Origin of the sequence: Streptomyces albicerus (assembly GCF_008905045.1) — a bacterium.
In the GTDB taxonomy this organism is placed as follows: domain Bacteria; phylum Actinomycetota; class Actinomycetes; order Streptomycetales; family Streptomycetaceae; genus Streptomyces; species Streptomyces albicerus.
Map to the genome: position 1 here is coordinate 82,891 of NZ_VWMY01000020.1, position 15,806 is coordinate 98,696.

The following is a 15,806-nucleotide window of genomic DNA, read 5'->3' on the forward strand; positions in this document are numbered from 1 at the left end:
CCAGCGGTCGCGTACGGGGTCCTGCTCTTCCTGAGTGTTCAGCGGACGGTCTCCAGGACCTCCGCCGCGCCGAGGACCTCGGCGATCTCGTTGAGTGCGTCGTTGCTGTCCAGGGTCAGCAGTTCCTTCTCGTCCACGCCGAGGTCGGCGAGGACCTCGAGGTCTCCGATGGGTCCGGACGGCACGGACTCGCCCGTGGCGGGGGCGCCGTCCTCGTCGTCGACGTCGTCCTCCTCGGGTTCACCGTCCTCAGTGCCGTCGAGGTCGAGGGAGTCCAGGTCGGCGACATCGTCGTCGCCCGGATCCCGTCCGAGTAGTTCGTCCGTGAGCAGGATCTCGCCGTACGAACTGCGGGCAGCGGCTGCGGCGTCCGAGACGTAGATACGAGGGTCCTCCTCGCCGTCCACGCGGACGACGCCGAACCATGCGTCCTCCTGCTCGATGAGTACGAGCACCGTGTCGTCGTCAGCCGAAGCTTCACGGGCCAGGTCGGTCAGATCCGACAGGGTCTCCACATCGTCGAGCTCTGTGTCGCTCGCTTCCCACCCGTCTTCGGTGCGCGCGAGCAGTGCGGCGAAGTACACCGTGACTCTCCCACTGGTCATAGGCGTGCCGGTTGGGGGTCCCCCCGGCGGAGGTTGCGGGCGGGGAGTGCGTGCTCCGAGCCCCACCCACTCGGAATCGTGGCAGAAACAGAGCGTTCAGGAGAGGTCTTCGGCTCGCTGTGTCCCGGTCGCGTCTTCGCGCCCGTACGCGTGGCACGCACAGCACGCCGCCGTATGGCCTCACCTGGGCGCCCGGCGCCCACCGACAGCGGGATCGTACGCCGCCGAGGCCTCCGCTTCGTACGCGGCTTCCCGACGGGTTGCCCGGCGGTGCCGGTACGGCGGTACCGGTGGCCTGCTTGTACGGGGGTTACCAGCGGAACGTGCGCATGCGCATGGCGTGGCGCAGCCGGGCCGCCTTCGCGCGTCGGGGCTGCACCCGGTCGCGCAGCTCGCGCGCCTCCGTGAGCTCCCGCAGGAACTGGGCCCGGCGCCTTCGGCGCTCGGCGTCGCTCTCCAGGTCTTCCCGGTTCTGCTGCTCCGGGTCCGGCATCGGCAACACCCCCAGTCGATCCCTCCCACTTTCCCTCTGACGGGCGGTTTGATGCCAGCTGGGGTTTAAAGGGCGGTGCGAAGCCCTCTCGACTCAACAGGGCGGTGGCAGGCGCCGGACGGGTGAGGGAGGCCCGGATACCCTTGTGCGCATGCGTCTCCACGTCGTCGACCACCCTCTGGTCGCTCATAAGCTCACCACGCTGCGCGACCGCCGCACCGACTCCGCGACCTTCCGGCGGCTCGCCGACGAACTGGTCACCCTGCTCGCCTACGAGGCCACGCGAGACGTGCGCACCGAGCAGGTCGACATCGTGACCCCGGTGTCCCCCACCACGGGCGTCAAGCTGTCCCACCCGCGCCCTCTCGTCGTACCGATCCTGCGGGCCGGCCTAGGCATGCTCGACGGCATGGTGCGCCTGCTGCCGACCGCCGAGGTGGGCTTCCTGGGCATGATCCGCGACGAGGAGACGCTCCAGGCGTCCACGTACGCGACCCGCATGCCGGAGGACCTCTCCGGGCGCCAGGTGTACGTCCTCGACCCGATGCTCGCCACCGGCGGCACCCTCGTCGCGGCGATCCATGAACTCATCAAGCGCGGCGCCGACGACGTGACGGCCGTGGTCCTCCTCGCCGCCCCCGAGGGCGTCGAGGTCATGGAGCGCGAGCTGGCGGGCACCCCGGTCACGGTCGTGACCGCGTCCGTCGACGAGCACCTCAACGACCACGGCTACATCGTCCCGGGCCTGGGAGACGCGGGGGACAGGATGTACGGCGCAGCCGAGTAACACCCTTGGCCCGGCCAACCCGGGCAGCGGAAGAGTAATTGGCAGGTTTGGGACACCGGCGGGAGCGGCGGGCCTTGTGAACACGGGCTCCGCGGATCCTGCCGGTGTCCCAAACCTGCCATTCGCTTACCTGCCTCCCCCGGGTGCGCTCAGCAGTCCTTCTTTGTGGCTGAGGGGGGTGGGGTGGGGGCGGCCAATGTGGTCAGGGCCTTGTCGGCTTGGGCTTTTGGCTTGAGGGTCTTGAAAGCCGTGCCCAGGATCAGGTCGACCTCGGCGGGCTTGGTGCGGGTGTCCGTCTTCAGCTCGGCGCCGGTCAGCTGGGTCGCCAGGACGGGGAGGGCGGCGTCGGCGGCGGTCTTGGCGCCGAGCACTATCCCGGGGCCCGCGACCTTCTTGTCGTACGCCTTCGTCGCGTTGCCCACCTCGCCGATCTTGAAGCCGCGCTTCTTCAGCTCCTCGGCGGTGTTCTTGGCGAGGCCGGCGCGGGGCGTGGCGTTGAGGACGTTCACGGTGATCTGGCCGGGCTTCGGGAGGGCCTTGTTCGGGCGCGCCGAGGGCGAGGGGGACGTCGTGCAGTCCGTTGCCGGGCCCGCCGCCGAGGCCTCGTCGCCGCCGCCCGTGAAGACGTCGATGAGCTGCAGCGTTCCCCAGCCGATCATCGCGAGCGCGGCGACGGAGGCGACGACGGCGAGCACGATCCGCCGGCGCCCCCGGTTTCTGCGCATCCGTGGGTACTTGTCCCCCGTGATCCGGTACTGGCCGCCCATGCCAGGGGGAGTCAGCATGCTCATGGGCGCAGCGTAGTGCGCCGGGGCGGCAATGCCTACTAGATGATCATTGCCCGGTGCTCAGTCCAACCCGAAAGGGCCAACCTGCGTGCGTCAGTCCAGCTCGAGCACGCGGGCGTGGAGGACCTGGCGCTGCTGGAGCGCCGCGCGGACGGCGCGGTGGAGGCCGTCCTCCAGGTACAGGTCGCCCTGCCACTTCACCACGTGCGCGAAGAGGTCGCCGTAGAACGTGGAGTCCTCGGCGAGCAGCGTTTCCAGGTCGAGCTGCCCCTTGGTCGTCACGAGCTGATCGAGGCGGACCGGGCGCGGCGCGACATCCGCCCACTGCCGGGTGCTTTCCCGGCCGTGGTCGGGGTACGGCCGGCCGTTTCCGATGCGCTTGAAGATCACACGGAAAGCCTACCGGTCAAGACCTTCCGGGCGCAGCCATGGCGGCGGAGTGCGACCCTGGAAAAGATGCCACAAACATGGGCAAACCGGTGATTCTTCTAGATCGACCTTTCATGATCGTTTCGGATGTGGATTCGGGCGAACCGGGAGTAAGAGTCTGAAATGCCCAACGTGCCGATGCGTGATGGAGATGGGCGACGGTGATGAGCGACGGCGATGGACGACTGCAGTGGACGACAGCGATGAGTGATGGATATGAGTGACCGTGAAGCGTCGGTTCCGGCGTCATCGTCATCGGCGTCGGCGGTGGCGTCCGAGGCCGTTCGGGGCGACGGAGGCGTGAGCGGCGGCCCCGCGCTCCCCCAGGAAGCCCTCGAAATCGCCTCCGGGTACGCCTTCTCGGGGCCCGCGCTCGATCTGGGCGCCCTGATGTGGGACGGGCAGTGCCTGCCGGACGTACAGATCCGTATCCCGTTGCCGATGCTCAACCGGCACGGGCTGGTCGCCGGGGCCACCGGTACCGGCAAGACCAAGACCTTGCAGCTCATCGCCGAGCAGTTGTCGGCGCAGGGTGTGCCGGTGTTCCTCGCCGACATCAAGGGGGACATCTCCGGGATCTCGGCGCCGGGGCAGGAGAACGACAAGGTGCGGGCGCGGGCCGCGGAAGTCCAGCAGGAGTGGACGCCGGCCGGTTTCCCGTGCGAGTTCTACGCGCTCGGGGGCATGGGCCACGGCATCCCCGTACGGGCGACGATCACCAGCTTCGGGCCGGTCCTGCTGTCCAAGGTGCTCCGGCTCAACCAGACCCAGGAGCAGTCGCTCGGCCTGATCTTCCACTACGCGGACCAGAAGGGCCTGGAACTGGTCGATCTGAAGGACCTGCGCGCGGTGGTGACCTTCCTGACCTCTGACGAGGGGAAGCCGGAGCTGAAGGGCATCGGCGGGCTTTCCACGGCCACGGCCGGGGTGATCCTGCGCTCGCTGACGGCGTTCGAGGCGCAGGGGATGAGTCCGTTCTTCGGGGAGCCGGACTTCGACACGAGTGAGCTGTTGCGGGTGGCGGGGGACGGGCGGGGCACGGTCTCGGTGCTGGAGCTGCCGGCCGTGCAGGACAAGCCCCAGCTCTTCTCCACGTTCCTGATGTGGCTGCTCGCGGACCTCTTCCACGATCTGCCGGAGGTCGGTGACGCGGACAAGCCGAAGCTCGTCTTCTTCTTCGACGAGGCGCATCTGCTCTTCAACGACGCCTCGAAGGCGTTCCTGGACTCCCTCACGCAGACCGTGCGGCTGATTCGCTCGAAAGGGGTCGGCGTCTTCTTCGTCACGCAGACCCCGAAGGACGTACCCGGGGATATCCTCGCCCAGCTGGGCAACCGCGTGCAGCACGCGTTGCGCGCCTTCACGCCCGACGACCAGAAGGCTCTCAAGGCCACGGTGAAGACCTTCCCCGACTCCCCGTACGACCTGGAGGAGGTCCTCACGGGGCTGGGGACCGGCGAGGCCGTGGTGACCGTCCTGAGCGAGAAGGGCGCACCGACACCGGTGGCGGCGACGCGGTTGCGGGCGCCGGGGTCGCTGATGGGGCCCGTGGATCCGGCGTCCCTCGACCAGGCGGTCAAGGGGTCTCCCTTGTACGGGCGTTATGCGGAGGCGGTCGACCGGGAATCGGCGTACGAGAGGCTGAGGGCCGGGGAGGGGGAAGTGGCCGCGGCTCAGGGGGAGCGCGCGACGCCCGCGACTCCCCCGGCGCCGGCGCCCGCGCCGACCCCGTCCCGGGGCCGCGCCCGGAAAGGCGATGACCAGGACGTCTCCGTTGTCCAACAGGTCGTCGGCAGTGGTGTCTTCAAGTCCCTGGCCCGCAGCCTGGGCACGCAGATCGGCCGCGAGATCACCCGGTCCATCTTCGGGACGGCTCGGCGGAGGCGGTAGCCGGGGGGTTCGGGACGGTCGGACGGTGGTGAGGGCTCCGGAGCCCGGGTGAGCCTGTGTCCGCCGCGGTGTCGGATTCACCTCCCTTACTTCACCCACGTCGCTCCGGGCGGCGGAGACGGAGTGGTTCCGCCTCCGCCGGGTGGATCAGGCGCGTTCGTTGTCCTTCGCCGGGGTCCGCTTCTCCGGGGTGGGTTCCGGGGTGCCCTGGCGGGTGTCCCGCGCCGGCTTGGGGGCGTTGCGGAGGGATTCCGCGCGTACGAGGGCGTGCAGGATCGCGTACGGGTCCTTCGGCATGAGGGTTCCTCTCGTGCTGCTGGGGAGGGGGAACGGTCCGGAGCCGGGACCGTCAGCAGCGGAGGACCATGCAGCGCTGGGTGCGCGGAGTGGGGGCGTACCGGGGCGCGGAGCGGGGGTGGGCCCCCGGACGTGGCCGTTCGGGAGCGGGGGGACGCGCGGCGCGCAGGGGTACGAGCGGGCGGTGGCCCTGGCGGGCGAGTGGGCGTAGGGCGGTGTCCAGGAGGTCGTGGGGGTGTTCCAGGCCGGACTCGCCGGACACGGCGGCGGGCGGAGCCGTACGCGTCCCGGTGTGGCCGCCCACGGAGCCGACCACGCACACCGCACACAGCATCGCCGCGAGCGCCACGAGGAACCGCGGCCGGGCGGGCCGGCGCGGAGTGCGTGGGACGAACCGGTCGGAGCTCATGAGACGTCATGTCCCCGGGAGGAGCGGGTGGTTCATCGGTCGGGCCACTAGATCCGCCCTCTTGGCGTACCGGGCGTACGGGGCGGCCAGGGCGTACGGGGCGGCCACGGCGTACAGGGTGGCTATCGCGTACGGGGTGGTCCGGCCCGGCACGTCCGGTGGGCCGGCGTCTGCGGTGGCTCCGGCGGCCATGGTGTGCCCGGCGGCATCGGCGTACTCGGCGGCCCTGGTGTGCCAGGCGGCACCGGCGCACTCGACGGCCCCGGCGGTACCGGACGTATCCAACGGCCTCGGGCGCGTCCGACCGCCCCGGGCGGCCCCAGCGCGCCCGAGTCCGCGAAGCCCATCTCCCTCAGAACGCCCGCGGCACATACCGTGCCCGTTTCCGCATCTGTAGTGCCGTGATGATTTCCGTGAGGCCGAGGGCGAGGAGCCAGCAGCCGCTGACCAGCGTGAGGATGGTGACCGACTCGACGGGGGAGACGATCAGGACGACGCCGGCGAGGAAGCTGAGGATGCCGAGGAGGATCTGCCAGCCGCGGGCGGGGACCGACGGGTCGGACGCGGCGGCCAGGGTCTGCGTGACGCCTCGGAACAGCCAGCCGATGCCGATCCACAGCGCGAGGAGCAGGATCGACTGCATGGCGCCGCGGAAGCAGAACAGGCCCAGCAGGATCGACAGGGCGCCGCTGATGAAGGCCATGACCCGCAGGGACGTCGCGGCGTGCGTGCCGAAGGCGGAGACGAGTTGGAGTACGCCGCTGACGAGCAGGTACAGCCCGAAGAGCACGCCCGCCGCGAGGAGCGTTGCCTTCGGCCACACCAGCACCATGATCCCGAGGGCCAGCGCCGCGATCCCGGCGGCCAGCACGGCCTGCCAGGCCGTGCGGATGAGGAGAACGAGCGGGCCTTCGGGGCCGCCGAGTCCGCCGGGGCCGCCGGGTCCGTCCGGCCGGTGCGGGTCGCGTGCCGCGTGGACCCGCCGGTCGTCGTATTCCGGTCCCCAGGGGGCTCCGCTCGGTACCTCGGCCATGCCCCATGCTCAGCCCGTCAGCGAGGCCTCTGCCACTTGGGGCGGCCAGCCGACTGACCCTCACGGTAGTCCCAGCAGCCCGCTAGGCCCGTCCAGCTGATCAGGCCCTACTTGCCGGAGGCCTTCGCCGCCTTCGCGGCCGCCTTCATCTCCTGTTTGTGCGCCCGCACCTTCGTCAGCGACTCCGGCCCGGTGATGTCGGCCACCGAACGGAAGGACTTCGCCTCGCCGTACGCACCCGCCGCCTCGCGCCACCCCTTCGGGCGTACTTCGAGCTGTTTGCCCAGCAGGGCCAGGAAGATCTGGGCCTTCTGTGCGCCGAAGCCGGGCAGGTCCTTCAGGCGGTTCAACAACTCCGCGCCCGTCTCCACGCCGTCCCAGATCCTCGCCGCGTCCCCGTCGTAGTGCTCCACGAGGTACTGGCACAGCTGCTGGATCCGCTTGGCCATCGAACCGGGGTAGCGGTGCACGGCCGGTTTGGTGGAGAGGAGCGCGGCGAAAGCCTCGGGGTCGTACGCGGCGATCTCGTGCGCGTCGAGGTCGTCCGCCCCGAGCCGCTGAGTGATCGTGTACGGGCCCGCGAAGGCCCACTCCATCGGAATCTGCTGGTCCAGCAGCATCCCGACCAGCGCGGCAAGCGGACTGCGCCCGAGGAGTTCGTCGGCGTCGGGCTGCTGAGCGAGATGAAGGGTCACGTCCATACCCCGATGATCGCCCCAGTCACCCGTTCACGCACGCACTCCCGCGCCTCACTTCGGCCTCCGCGACCGTCCCGGCCTCCGCGACCCTCACGGCCCTCACCGCCACCGCAGCCCTCACGGCTCAGCTCTCCCGCCAGTACCCCAGCGCACTCACCCGCTCCTTCGGCACCTGCAGTTCCTTGCGGTAGTACGCCGCGAGCGACCGCGTCGTGGCCGTGTCGGCGGCGATCCAGACGTACGTCTCCGCCGGGTCCCGGTCCTTCAGCAGCTCGGGCATCGCCGCCCGTACCTGGGAGACGAGTTGGGCCCCGGAGCCGAGCCGGGGCACCGTGCGCAGCTCGTGGCGGGTCGGGTCCACCCGCAGCGGCAGCCCGTCCGTGCCGTGGTCCGTCTCGAACCAGATCGTCGCCGGAGCCGAACCCACCGCGTCGATCAGGGAGTTGAGCGCGGGCAGCGAAGCCGGGTCACCGATCGCGAAGACGTGCGAGGGCTCGGGCTGGGGCCACTGGAAGCCCGTGCCCTGGACCGTCGCCTCGATGGTGTCCCCGGGTTTCGTCGCCCGCGCCCAGTCACTGGCGCACCCCTCATGGAGCGCGAACTCAAGGCTGAACGTGCCGGCCGCCGGATCCGGGTCGACGAGCGTGTACGCCCGCTGATGCGGCTTGCCCGCGTTCTCGAACCACAGCCGTACCCACATCGTCGGGTGGACGCCGGTCGCGGCGAGCATCCCGCCGTCGGTGAGGTGCAGCCGCCGGAAGTGCTCGGTGACCTGCTCGGATCCCGTGACCGTGAACACGAAGTCCTTGCCCCGCAGCAGCTTGAGGACCGCGCCCTCCCAGCCGTGACCCTGCGCCATGCCGCCCACCCCTCCGTACGACCCAGATCCAGCTCTAGTTAGGTTAGCCTAACCTGAGAATGTGGGGGGACTGTGAACGCTGGGGAGACCATGAGCACGGAGGCGACGAGGACTTCGGCGGCCTCGGGGACGTACCGCGACGCCTGGGGGATCCCGCACCTGCGGGCCGGCAGCGCGCGGGAGCTCGCCTTCGCCCAGGGCCGCAACGCCGCCCTGGACCGCGCCTGGCAGATCGAGGTCGAGCGGCACCGGGCGTGCGGCACCTCCGCCGCCTTCCTCGGCGCGGACGCGCTCGGCTGGGACCGGTTCGCGAGACAGGCCCGGCTGGACGACACGGCGAGACGCTGTTTCGCCGCCCTGGAGAGACGGGACCCCGAGACGGCCGCCTGGGTCCGGGCGTACGTCGACGGGGTGAACCAGGGCCTGCCCGAAGGCGCCCGCCGCGCCCCCGAGTTCGCGACCGCGGGCCCGGGGCGCGTCGCCCTGGCGCCCGGCCGCTGGGAGCCGTGGACTCCGCTGGGCGTCTGGCTGGGCACGCACATCCTCTTCGCCGGTTTCCCGGCCAAGCTGTGGCGCGAGGAGGTCGTGCGCCACCTCGGTCCGGACGCCGTCGGTCTGTTCGCCACCGACGGGCCCGGCACCTCCGGCAGCAACGGCTGGCTCGTCGCCGGAGAGCGCACCGCCACCGGCCTGCCGGTCCTCGCGGGCGACCCCCACCGCTTCATCGAGGCCCCCGGCGTCTATCAGCAAGTCCGCCTCTCCTGCCCGGAGTTCGACGTCGTCGGCCTCGCCGTGCCGGGCGTCCCGGGCATCGCCCACTTCGGCCACACGGGCACGGTGGCCTGGTCGATCACCAACGCGATGGCCGACTACCAGGACCTGTACCGGGAGCGGCTGAGGCGGTCCGGGGACGGAGAGCGGGTGGAGGTGGAGGCCCTGGGTCCGGACGGGGCCTGGCACCCCGCCTCCCGCCACACGGAGACCATCGAGGTGGCCGACGGCGGCCCCGTCGAGGTCGAGGTGATCGAGACCGACCGCGGCCCCGTCATCATCAACGGCGACGTCATCAACAGCGACGTCATCAACGGCGGCCTCGACGGCTCCACAAGGCTGACCGACCCCACAGGTTCCACAGATTCCACAGATTCCGCCGGTTCTACCGGCCCCATCAGCCTCCGCTACCCGCCCCGCGTCACCGAAGATCTCGGCTTCTCCTCCCTCCTCCCCCTCCTCCGCGCCCGCCGAGTGGCCGACGTGGACCGGGCGTTCGACGACTGGGCCGAGCCCGTCAACGTCGTCCAGGCCGCCGATACCGACGGCGGCCTGCTGCACCGCGTCGCGGGCCGGGTGCCGTTGCGGGACCCGGCGAACGGCACGCGGATCGTCCCGGCCTGGGAGCCCGGCCACGAGTGGCGCGGCTGGTACGCCCCCATGCCGCGCGGCACCGTCGACGACGGCATCGCGGTGATGGCGAACCAGCGCGGCCCGGCCACCCCGCTCGGCGTCGAGTTCGCCCCGCCCCACCGGGCCGCCCGCCTGCGCGCACTCCTCGGCACGAGGAGGGACTGGTCCGCCGGCGACATGGCCGCCCTCCACATGGACACCCATCTCGCCTCCGCCGCCCCCCTGTTGGACCGCTTCGCCGCCCTCGAGGGACTGACCCCCGAGGCCACCGCCCTGCGCGAACGGCTCCTGAGCTGGGACCGCCACATGGCGTCCGACAGCACGGAGGCAGCGACGTACGCGGCGGTCCGCAGCGCGGTCGTACGCCGCCTCGCCGCCCATCCCGCCCTCGCCCGCCTCGCCGAACCCCCGGCCTGCCCCGAGGTCTTCCGCCCCTGGCTCGCCCTCGTCCCCCGCGTCGCCTTCGCCCTCGAAAACCTCCTCAGGGCCGAGGAGTTGTACGGGATCGACCGCGTCGGCATCGTCAGGGCGGCGGTGGAGGACGTGGCCGGAGCCCCGCCGACGGGCACCTGGGGCGACACTCACCGCCTCGCCCCCTGGCGGGCGGTGCCGGACCCCTCGTACGACGAGAGGGAACCCGGACTGGCCGGCGACCACGACTGCGTGCTGTGCACCTCCGCCGTGCCGGGCCTCACCGACCGGGCCGCGCGCGGTCCCGCCGCCCGCTATGTGTGGGATGTGGCGTGTCGCGAGGACAGCCTCTGGGTGGTTCCGTTCGGCGCCTCGGGTGTCCCCGGCTCACCGCATCACCGCGACCAACTCCCCTTGTGGCTCAAGGGAGATCTCGCCCCCGTCGTGACCGACTGGGCCCAGCTGACGAAGGAGGGAACGATGACGTCCGAGGCGTACGCCGGAAGCCGTGAGGCCGTCCACGAGCAGGTCGCCGACGGCCTCGGCAGGGTCCGGATCCTGCCCGTGGACCCGGAGGCCGACCTGGATGTGATCCATGAGTGGGTGACGGCCGAGCGGGCCCGGTTCTGGGGCATGGCCGGCTTCAGCAGGGAGCAGGTCCTGGAGACGTACCGGCATCTCGACTCGCTCGACACGCACCACGCGTTCCTCGCCGTCCTGGACGACGGGCCGGCCGCGCTCTTCCAGACGTACGAACCGGAGGCCGACCGGGTCAGCGAGTGCTACGAGGTCGAGCCCGGCGACATCGGCGTCCACCTGCTGATCGGACCCGCCCGCGAGGGCGGCAACCGGCCCGGCCACAGCTCCGCGCTGCTCACCGTCTTCACCACGTACGTCCTGCGCGTCCTCGACCGGCGGCGGGTCGTGGTCGAGCCCGACATCCGCAACGAGAAGGCCATCCGCCGACTGATCCGTCAGGGTTTCGTACTCGGCCCGCCGACCGTGCTGCCGGAGATCGACCTGCCGGAGGTGAACCTGCCCGAGAAGAAGGCCCAACTGGCTTTCCTCACAAGGGATTCGGCCTTCGGGACGGCCGACTGACTCACCGGCCTCACCCGGCTCACCGGCCTCACCGGATGCCTTCGAGTTCGGCGGCCGGGAACGGCGTCTGCTTGCTTTCGGTGATCAGGCGGTCGAAGAAGTCGTCCATGATGGCGGCCGGACGGGCGTGACGTTCGGCGAGCGCGGTGATCTCGGGCGGGATGTCGGCGGTCGGCCGGTCCGCGATCCACTTCCGCAGGTGGAAGCGGAGCAGATGGCTCACCGTGTACCAGTGATCGTACGCCAGATGCTCGGTAAGGAACTCCTGCTCCCTGGGGGCGAGTTCGAAGCCCGTGCTCAACGCGAGCCCGAAGTCCGCGAAGTAGAGCGTGTGGCCGTCGGTGAGGACGTTGTTGAAGTGGGCGTCGAAGTGGACGAGCCCGCGGGAGCGCATGAAGGACGTGCCGCGCGCCAGCGTCTCCGCCACCCATGGGTAGTGGTCCGCGCGGCCGTCCAGCCAGGCGGCGAGTGTCCACGGCACGTACTCCAGGAAGAGGGCGAGGCCGGCCGAGGACCGTTCGATGGCCTCCAGCCGCTCGCGCACGGCGGACGAGCCCTCCCAGCGTGCGACGGCCGCGTTGATGCTCCCGAACGCCTCGGCCGTCCCTGACGGAGCCGAGTCGGGCAGGACCCGCCAGTGGTACATCAGCGGGAAGCCCTCGTACGCGCCCGTGTCCCCGTCGGCCCCGGTGAGAACCCAGTTGGTGGTCATCGTGTGCACGGCCAGTTCCCGCCAGGCTCCGAAGCCGGACGAGCCGACCCCGTACTGGTAGTACATCGGCAGCCCGAAGAGGTTCGCGGTCGAGCGGAGGTTCTCCGGGCGCGTCTCCAGGTCCGTGAGGGGGACCCGTTTGACGAAGACCCGGGTGCCGTCGATGTCGAGTTCCGCCGAGCGGCCGCCGATGCCGGAGCCGAGGGGAGTGGCTGCGGCCACGACCTCGCCGAGACGGTGGTCGCTCAGCAGGGACAGGGTCGTGGACACCTTCCCGAAGGCGGCCCTGCGCTCGGCGAGATGTGCGGCGAGGCGTTCGGTGTTCCGCGCGTCGGGATCCGGGTGACGCATCGACAACTCCCTGTGGGGCATGGTCGGTAGGTGGTTCATAACATCACTCCCGAAGCCCTTGTCGCCCACTACCAACTCGAGCCCATCCCCAAGGAGGGCGGCCTCTTCCGCCGTACCTGGGCGGGCCCCGAACGGCCCGACGGACGCCCCGAGGGGTCCGCGATAGTGGTCCTGCTGACCTCGGAACCCGGTGACTTCTCCGCCCTGCACCGGCTCCCGGCCGACGAGACCTGGCACTTCTACCTGGGGGATCCGCTGGAGATGCTGCTCCTGTCCCCCGACGGCACAGCCCGTACGGTCCTGCTCGGCCCGGACGTCCTCGGCGGCCAGCACCTCCAGTACACCGTGCCCGCGCGCACCTGGATGGGCGCGCGGGTCGGCTCCGGCGGATCCTGGTCGTTCTTCGGGTGCACGATGGCGCCCGGTTTCACCTACGAGGGGTACGAGCACGGGGACGCGGCCGAACTCACCGCCCGCTACCCGGCCGAGGCCGCGCGGATCGCCGCGCTGAGCCGACCGTGAGCGGCATGACCGACCGGCCGCCCGGCGGGCCGGCCACTGGGCTGCTCGACGGTCAGGTGGCCCTCGTCACCGGGGCCGGCGGCGGTATCGGGCGGGGTATCGCGCTGCGGTTCGCCGCTGCGGGGGCGGCGGTCGCCGTCCACTTCCGTACGAACGCGGACGCGGCCCGTGAAGTCGTCGCCCTCATCACGGGCTCAGGCGGACGCGCGGTGGCCCTGCACGCCGACCTGACCGTCGAGGACGAGTGCCACCGCCTGGTGCGCGAGGCGGCCGACTGGGGCGGCGGCCCGCTGACGGCACTCGTCAACAACGCCGGCGTACAGCCGGTCCAGGAGCTGCCCGGGATGACGGCGGGGGACTGGCGGGCGGTGGTGGACGCCAATGTGTCGAGCGTGTTCGCGTGTACGCAGGCGGCCGCTGAGGTGATGCGGCGGGACGCGAGTGGCCGGAGTGACCGGCCCGGCGAGCCTGTGGGCAGCATCACCCACATCGCGTCCATCGAGGCCACGCACCCCGCCCCTCACCACGCGCACTACTCCGCGTCCAAGGCGGCCGTCGTCATGCACGCGCGCTCGGCGGCCCTGGAGTACGGTCCCTACGGCATCCGCGTCAACACCGTCTCCCCGGGGCTGATCGACCGCGAGGGCCTCGCGGAGGCGTGGCCGGAGGGCGTACGGCGCTGGCGGGAGGCGGTTCCCACCGGGAGGCTGGGGCGCCCCGAGGACGTGGGCGACGCCTGTGTGTTCCTCGCCTCGCCGATGGCGTCCTGGATCACGGGACACGACCTGGTCGTGGACGGAGGGGTGTCGGCGCGGCCGACGTGGTGAGCGCGGCCAGGTTGTCCGAGAGGCGCGGCCGGGTTGTCCGAGAGCGCGGGCGGGCGGTCCGGGAGGGTGCGGGCGGCGTTGAACAAGGTGTCGCGTACATCCGTACCTTCACCGAGGCCGCAGACATACATGTACATGGAGTTCTGGGAGAGGGAGAGGCGACGTGGGCCGAGTGCGCCGCATGCACCGAGTACTGGCGGTAGTACTACGGGTGTCGGCGCCGCGCCGGGCAGTGGCCCTCCTGGCCCTGCTGGGCACGCTGTTCCTGCTGGGCGGTGCGGGCTCCGTGTCCGCCCACTCGGCCGTGCGCGACACCGACCCCCGTGAGGGAAGCGTCCTCAAGTCCGCCCCGGAACACGTCACCATGACCTTCACCGAGTCGGTCGGCGTCTCCGACGACTCGTTCCGTGTCCTCAGCCCCGACAACCGCCGGGTGAACGCGGGCGACACGAAGCACGTCCCCGGCCGTTCCGACACCGTCCGTGTACCGCTCGGCGACAACCTGTCCGACGGTACGTACACCGTGGCCTGGCGTGTGGTCTCGGCGGACAGCCACCCCATCTCCGGCGCCTTCACCTTCTCCATCGGCGAACCCTCCGAGACCACGGCCTCCGTCTCCGCCGAACCGGCTGTGAACCCCGCCTCGGGCGCCCTCTACGACATCGCCCGCTACGCCGCGTACGCCGCCGTCGCCCTGCTCATCGGCGCGGCCACCTTCGTCTTCGCCTGCCGTCCGCCCACCACCGCGCCCGTGCGCGGACTCCTGCGCATCGGCTGGTGGACCCTCCTCGTCACCACCGTCGCGCTCCTGTTCCTGCGCGGCCCGTACGCGCGAGGCACCGGCCCCTCGACGGTCCTCGACCTCTCCCTCCTCGAGAACACGCTGACCAGCAGGCCGGGTTGGGCCCTGCTGGCCCGGCTGGTGCTGCTGGCGGGGGCGGCGGTCTTCCTCGTACGCCACGTACAGCACGTACAACAGCACGTAGGGCACGTACGGACGGATGCGGGACCGGGAGTAGGGCGGGCGCCGGACCCGAAGCCCGGTGTTCTCGCGGGCGGCGGACTCCTGGCCGTCGGCCTGGCGGGCACCTGGGCCGCCGCCGAGCACGCCTCCGCGGGGATCCAGGTCCCGGCGGCGATGACCTCGTCCGTACTGCATCTGCTGGCGATGGCGGTCTGGCTGGGCGGCCTCGCGGCGCTCCTTGCCACGCTCCAGCGCTCGGACACCCCGCTCACGGCCGCCACCGTGGCCCGCTTCTCCCGCCTCGCGTTCGCCTCGGTCGCGGTTCTCGTGCTGACCGGTGTCTACCAGTCCTGGCGGGGGCTCGGCTCGTGGGATGCCGTCCTCGGTACGTCGTACGGAAAGATCCTGGTCGCGAAGGTGTGCGCGGTGGTGCTGTTGCTGGCGGCGGCGGGGTATTCGCGCCGCTGGACGGCTCAACTGCTGGGTGCGGAGCGGCCGTTGACGGTGCCGGTGCTGGAGACGGTGGGGGCGGCGCGTACGGGCGTGGGTTCGGGTTCGGGTTCGGGTGCGGGCGTGGCTTCGGATACGGGCGCGGGTTCGGGCACGGCTGCGGGTGCGGGCACCGGGGACTCCACGCCGACCCTTCGCGAGAACGGCTCCGAGCCCGCGACGGAAACCGGACCGGAACCGGCACCGGAACCCGCCGACGGAGAAACCGACGCCCGCCACCGTTCCCTGCGCCGCTCGGTGCTCGCCGAAGTCGTCGTGGGCGTGGTGGTGCTGGTCATCACGACGGTCCTCACCGGCACCCAGCCGGGCCGGGCCGAGACCGAGACGGCGGCGGCCGGGAGCACCGCGCCCGCCGGACAACCGACCGCGTCGACGACCCTGATCCCCTTCGACGTCGGGACCCCGGGCGGCCAGGGCAAGGTCCAGATCGTCCTGGAACCCGCCCGGGTCGGCGAGAACACCGTCGAGGCGGTCATCATCGGCCCCGACGGAGGCATTGCCACGGTCCCCGAGATCCGCCTCACCTTCACCCTCCCGTCCGAGAAGATCGGCCCCATCGACGCCCAACTCACCAACAAGGGCGGCTACTGGGGCACGGAGTCTCTCCAACTCCCCCTCCCCGGCACCTGGACGATGAAGGTCACGATCCGTACGTCGGACGTCGACCAGGTGTCGGAGTCGAGGTCGGTGAAGATCACACGCTGACCGGCCGGTTT

At 71.3% G+C, this 15,806-nt stretch carries 17 protein-coding genes; 6 read left to right on the plus strand and 11 right to left on the minus strand.

The window, feature by feature from the left end; all coding sequences use genetic code 11:
* Positions 1 to 38 precede the first annotated feature (38 nt).
* Entirely contained in the window at positions 39 to 584 is a 546-nt protein-coding gene (locus GAS53_RS19540) for a tRNA adenosine deaminase-associated protein (protein ID WP_151478992.1), read from the minus strand.
* A 331-nt stretch (positions 585 to 915) separates the two neighbouring features.
* Positions 916 to 1,098 (minus strand): hypothetical protein, encoded by a 183-nt coding sequence (locus GAS53_RS19545; RefSeq protein WP_151478919.1) that lies wholly within the window; start codon positions 1,096 to 1,098, stop codon positions 916 to 918.
* A 151-nt stretch (positions 1,099 to 1,249) separates the two neighbouring features.
* Here GAS53_RS19545 and upp point away from each other — a divergent pair, with 151 nt between their 5' ends.
* Positions 1,250 to 1,885, plus strand: coding sequence for a uracil phosphoribosyltransferase (gene upp, locus GAS53_RS19550; RefSeq protein ID WP_151478920.1), 636 nt, complete (start codon positions 1,250 to 1,252; stop codon positions 1,883 to 1,885).
* 149 nt (positions 1,886 to 2,034) lie between these two features.
* Here the strand turns inward: upp and GAS53_RS19555 are convergent, their stop codons facing one another.
* Both GAS53_RS19555 and GAS53_RS19560 read right to left on the minus strand, forming a co-directional pair.
* Positions 2,035 to 2,652, minus strand: coding sequence for a LytR C-terminal domain-containing protein (locus GAS53_RS19555; protein WP_151478993.1), 618 nt, complete (start codon positions 2,650 to 2,652; stop codon positions 2,035 to 2,037).
* Between the two features lie 114 nt (positions 2,653 to 2,766).
* The gene (locus tag GAS53_RS19560; RefSeq protein WP_003999914.1) at positions 2,767 to 3,063 is read right to left on the minus strand and encodes a type II toxin-antitoxin system VapB family antitoxin; all 297 of its coding nucleotides are present in this window, start codon (positions 3,061 to 3,063) and stop codon (positions 2,767 to 2,769) included.
* A gap of 255 nt (positions 3,064 to 3,318) precedes the next feature.
* Between GAS53_RS19560 and GAS53_RS19565 the strand changes: the two genes are divergently transcribed.
* The gene (locus tag GAS53_RS19565; RefSeq protein WP_151478921.1) at positions 3,319 to 4,992 is read left to right on the plus strand and encodes a helicase HerA-like domain-containing protein; all 1,674 of its coding nucleotides are present in this window, start codon (positions 3,319 to 3,321) and stop codon (positions 4,990 to 4,992) included.
* Between the two features lie 147 nt (positions 4,993 to 5,139).
* Here GAS53_RS19565 and GAS53_RS55235 read toward each other — a convergent pair whose 3' ends face one another.
* From GAS53_RS55235 to GAS53_RS19590, 6 genes are all read right to left on the minus strand, one after another.
* Positions 5,140 to 5,289 carry a hypothetical protein gene (locus tag GAS53_RS55235; protein WP_192583178.1) on the minus strand — a complete coding sequence of 50 codons (150 nt, stop codon included), beginning with the start codon at positions 5,287 to 5,289 and terminating at the stop codon, positions 5,140 to 5,142.
* Between the two features lie 52 nt (positions 5,290 to 5,341).
* Complete coding sequence (locus GAS53_RS19570; protein ID WP_151478922.1) at positions 5,342 to 5,698, minus strand: hypothetical protein; 357 nt, start codon at positions 5,696 to 5,698, stop codon at positions 5,342 to 5,344.
* Positions 5,699 to 5,704: 6 nt separating this feature from the next.
* Complete coding sequence (locus tag GAS53_RS19575) at positions 5,705 to 5,983, minus strand: hypothetical protein (RefSeq protein ID WP_151478923.1); 279 nt, start codon at positions 5,981 to 5,983, stop codon at positions 5,705 to 5,707.
* 67 nt (positions 5,984 to 6,050) lie between these two features.
* A complete protein-coding gene (locus GAS53_RS19580; protein ID WP_151478924.1) occupies positions 6,051 to 6,731 on the minus strand; it encodes an HdeD family acid-resistance protein in 681 nt (226 codons plus the stop codon).
* 107 nt (positions 6,732 to 6,838) lie between these two features.
* Positions 6,839 to 7,432, minus strand: a complete 594-nt coding sequence (locus tag GAS53_RS19585) for an HhH-GPD-type base excision DNA repair protein (RefSeq protein ID WP_151478925.1) — start codon at positions 7,430 to 7,432, stop codon at positions 6,839 to 6,841.
* A 121-nt stretch (positions 7,433 to 7,553) separates the two neighbouring features.
* A complete protein-coding gene (locus tag GAS53_RS19590; protein WP_151478926.1) occupies positions 7,554 to 8,288 on the minus strand; it encodes a siderophore-interacting protein in 735 nt (244 codons plus the stop codon).
* A 90-nt stretch (positions 8,289 to 8,378) separates the two neighbouring features.
* Between GAS53_RS19590 and GAS53_RS19595 the strand changes: the two genes are divergently transcribed.
* Complete coding sequence (locus GAS53_RS19595) at positions 8,379 to 11,204, plus strand: GNAT family N-acetyltransferase (protein ID WP_151478927.1); 2,826 nt, start codon at positions 8,379 to 8,381, stop codon at positions 11,202 to 11,204.
* Positions 11,205 to 11,232: 28 nt separating this feature from the next.
* Here the strand turns inward: GAS53_RS19595 and GAS53_RS19600 are convergent, their stop codons facing one another.
* Positions 11,233 to 12,267 carry a protein kinase family protein gene (locus GAS53_RS19600; protein ID WP_225859002.1) on the minus strand — a complete coding sequence of 345 codons (1,035 nt, stop codon included), beginning with the start codon at positions 12,265 to 12,267 and terminating at the stop codon, positions 11,233 to 11,235.
* Positions 12,268 to 12,309: 42 nt separating this feature from the next.
* Here GAS53_RS19600 and GAS53_RS19605 point away from each other — a divergent pair, with 42 nt between their 5' ends.
* The 3 genes from GAS53_RS19605 to GAS53_RS19615 all read left to right on the plus strand — a co-directional run bounded on the left by GAS53_RS19605 (position 12,310) and on the right by GAS53_RS19615 (position 15,795).
* Positions 12,310 to 12,789 (plus strand): cupin domain-containing protein, encoded by a 480-nt coding sequence (locus tag GAS53_RS19605; RefSeq protein ID WP_151478995.1) that lies wholly within the window; start codon positions 12,310 to 12,312, stop codon positions 12,787 to 12,789.
* A 5-nt stretch (positions 12,790 to 12,794) separates the two neighbouring features.
* Positions 12,795 to 13,616, plus strand: a complete 822-nt coding sequence (locus tag GAS53_RS19610; RefSeq protein WP_151478928.1) for an SDR family NAD(P)-dependent oxidoreductase — start codon at positions 12,795 to 12,797, stop codon at positions 13,614 to 13,616.
* Positions 13,617 to 13,797: 181 nt separating this feature from the next.
* The gene (locus GAS53_RS19615) at positions 13,798 to 15,795 is read left to right on the plus strand and encodes a copper resistance CopC/CopD family protein (RefSeq protein WP_151478929.1); all 1,998 of its coding nucleotides are present in this window, start codon (positions 13,798 to 13,800) and stop codon (positions 15,793 to 15,795) included.
* Positions 15,796 to 15,806: the final 11 nt, after the last annotated feature.

What these genes read in the sequence shown, in the direction of transcription:
- GAS53_RS19570 (WP_151478922.1), bottom strand. Translation starts at nt 5,698, where the DNA reads ATGAGCTCCGACCGGTTCGTCCCACGCACTCCGCGCCGGCCCGCCCGG.
- GAS53_RS19595 (WP_151478927.1), top strand. Translation starts at nt 8,379, where the DNA reads ATGAGCACGGAGGCGACGAGGACTTCGGCGGCCTCGGGGACGTACCGC.
- GAS53_RS19610 (WP_151478928.1), top strand. Translation starts at nt 12,795, where the DNA reads ATGACCGACCGGCCGCCCGGCGGGCCGGCCACTGGGCTGCTCGACGGT.
- upp (WP_151478920.1), top strand. Translation starts at nt 1,250, where the DNA reads ATGCGTCTCCACGTCGTCGACCACCCTCTGGTCGCTCATAAGCTCACC.
- GAS53_RS19580 (WP_151478924.1), bottom strand. Translation starts at nt 6,731, where the DNA reads ATGGCCGAGGTACCGAGCGGAGCCCCCTGGGGACCGGAATACGACGAC.
- GAS53_RS19600 (WP_225859002.1), bottom strand. Translation starts at nt 12,267, where the DNA reads ATGCGTCACCCGGATCCCGACGCGCGGAACACCGAACGCCTCGCCGCA.
- GAS53_RS19555 (WP_151478993.1), bottom strand. Translation starts at nt 2,652, where the DNA reads ATGGGCGGCCAGTACCGGATCACGGGGGACAAGTACCCACGGATGCGC.
- GAS53_RS55235 (WP_192583178.1), bottom strand. Translation starts at nt 5,289, where the DNA reads ATGCCGAAGGACCCGTACGCGATCCTGCACGCCCTCGTACGCGCGGAA.
- GAS53_RS19615 (WP_151478929.1), top strand. Translation starts at nt 13,798, where the DNA reads ATGCACCGAGTACTGGCGGTAGTACTACGGGTGTCGGCGCCGCGCCGG.
- GAS53_RS19565 (WP_151478921.1), top strand. Translation starts at nt 3,319, where the DNA reads ATGAGTGACCGTGAAGCGTCGGTTCCGGCGTCATCGTCATCGGCGTCG.
- GAS53_RS19545 (WP_151478919.1), bottom strand. Translation starts at nt 1,098, where the DNA reads ATGCCGGACCCGGAGCAGCAGAACCGGGAAGACCTGGAGAGCGACGCC.
- GAS53_RS19590 (WP_151478926.1), bottom strand. Translation starts at nt 8,288, where the DNA reads ATGGCGCAGGGTCACGGCTGGGAGGGCGCGGTCCTCAAGCTGCTGCGG.
- GAS53_RS19585 (WP_151478925.1), bottom strand. Translation starts at nt 7,432, where the DNA reads ATGGACGTGACCCTTCATCTCGCTCAGCAGCCCGACGCCGACGAACTC.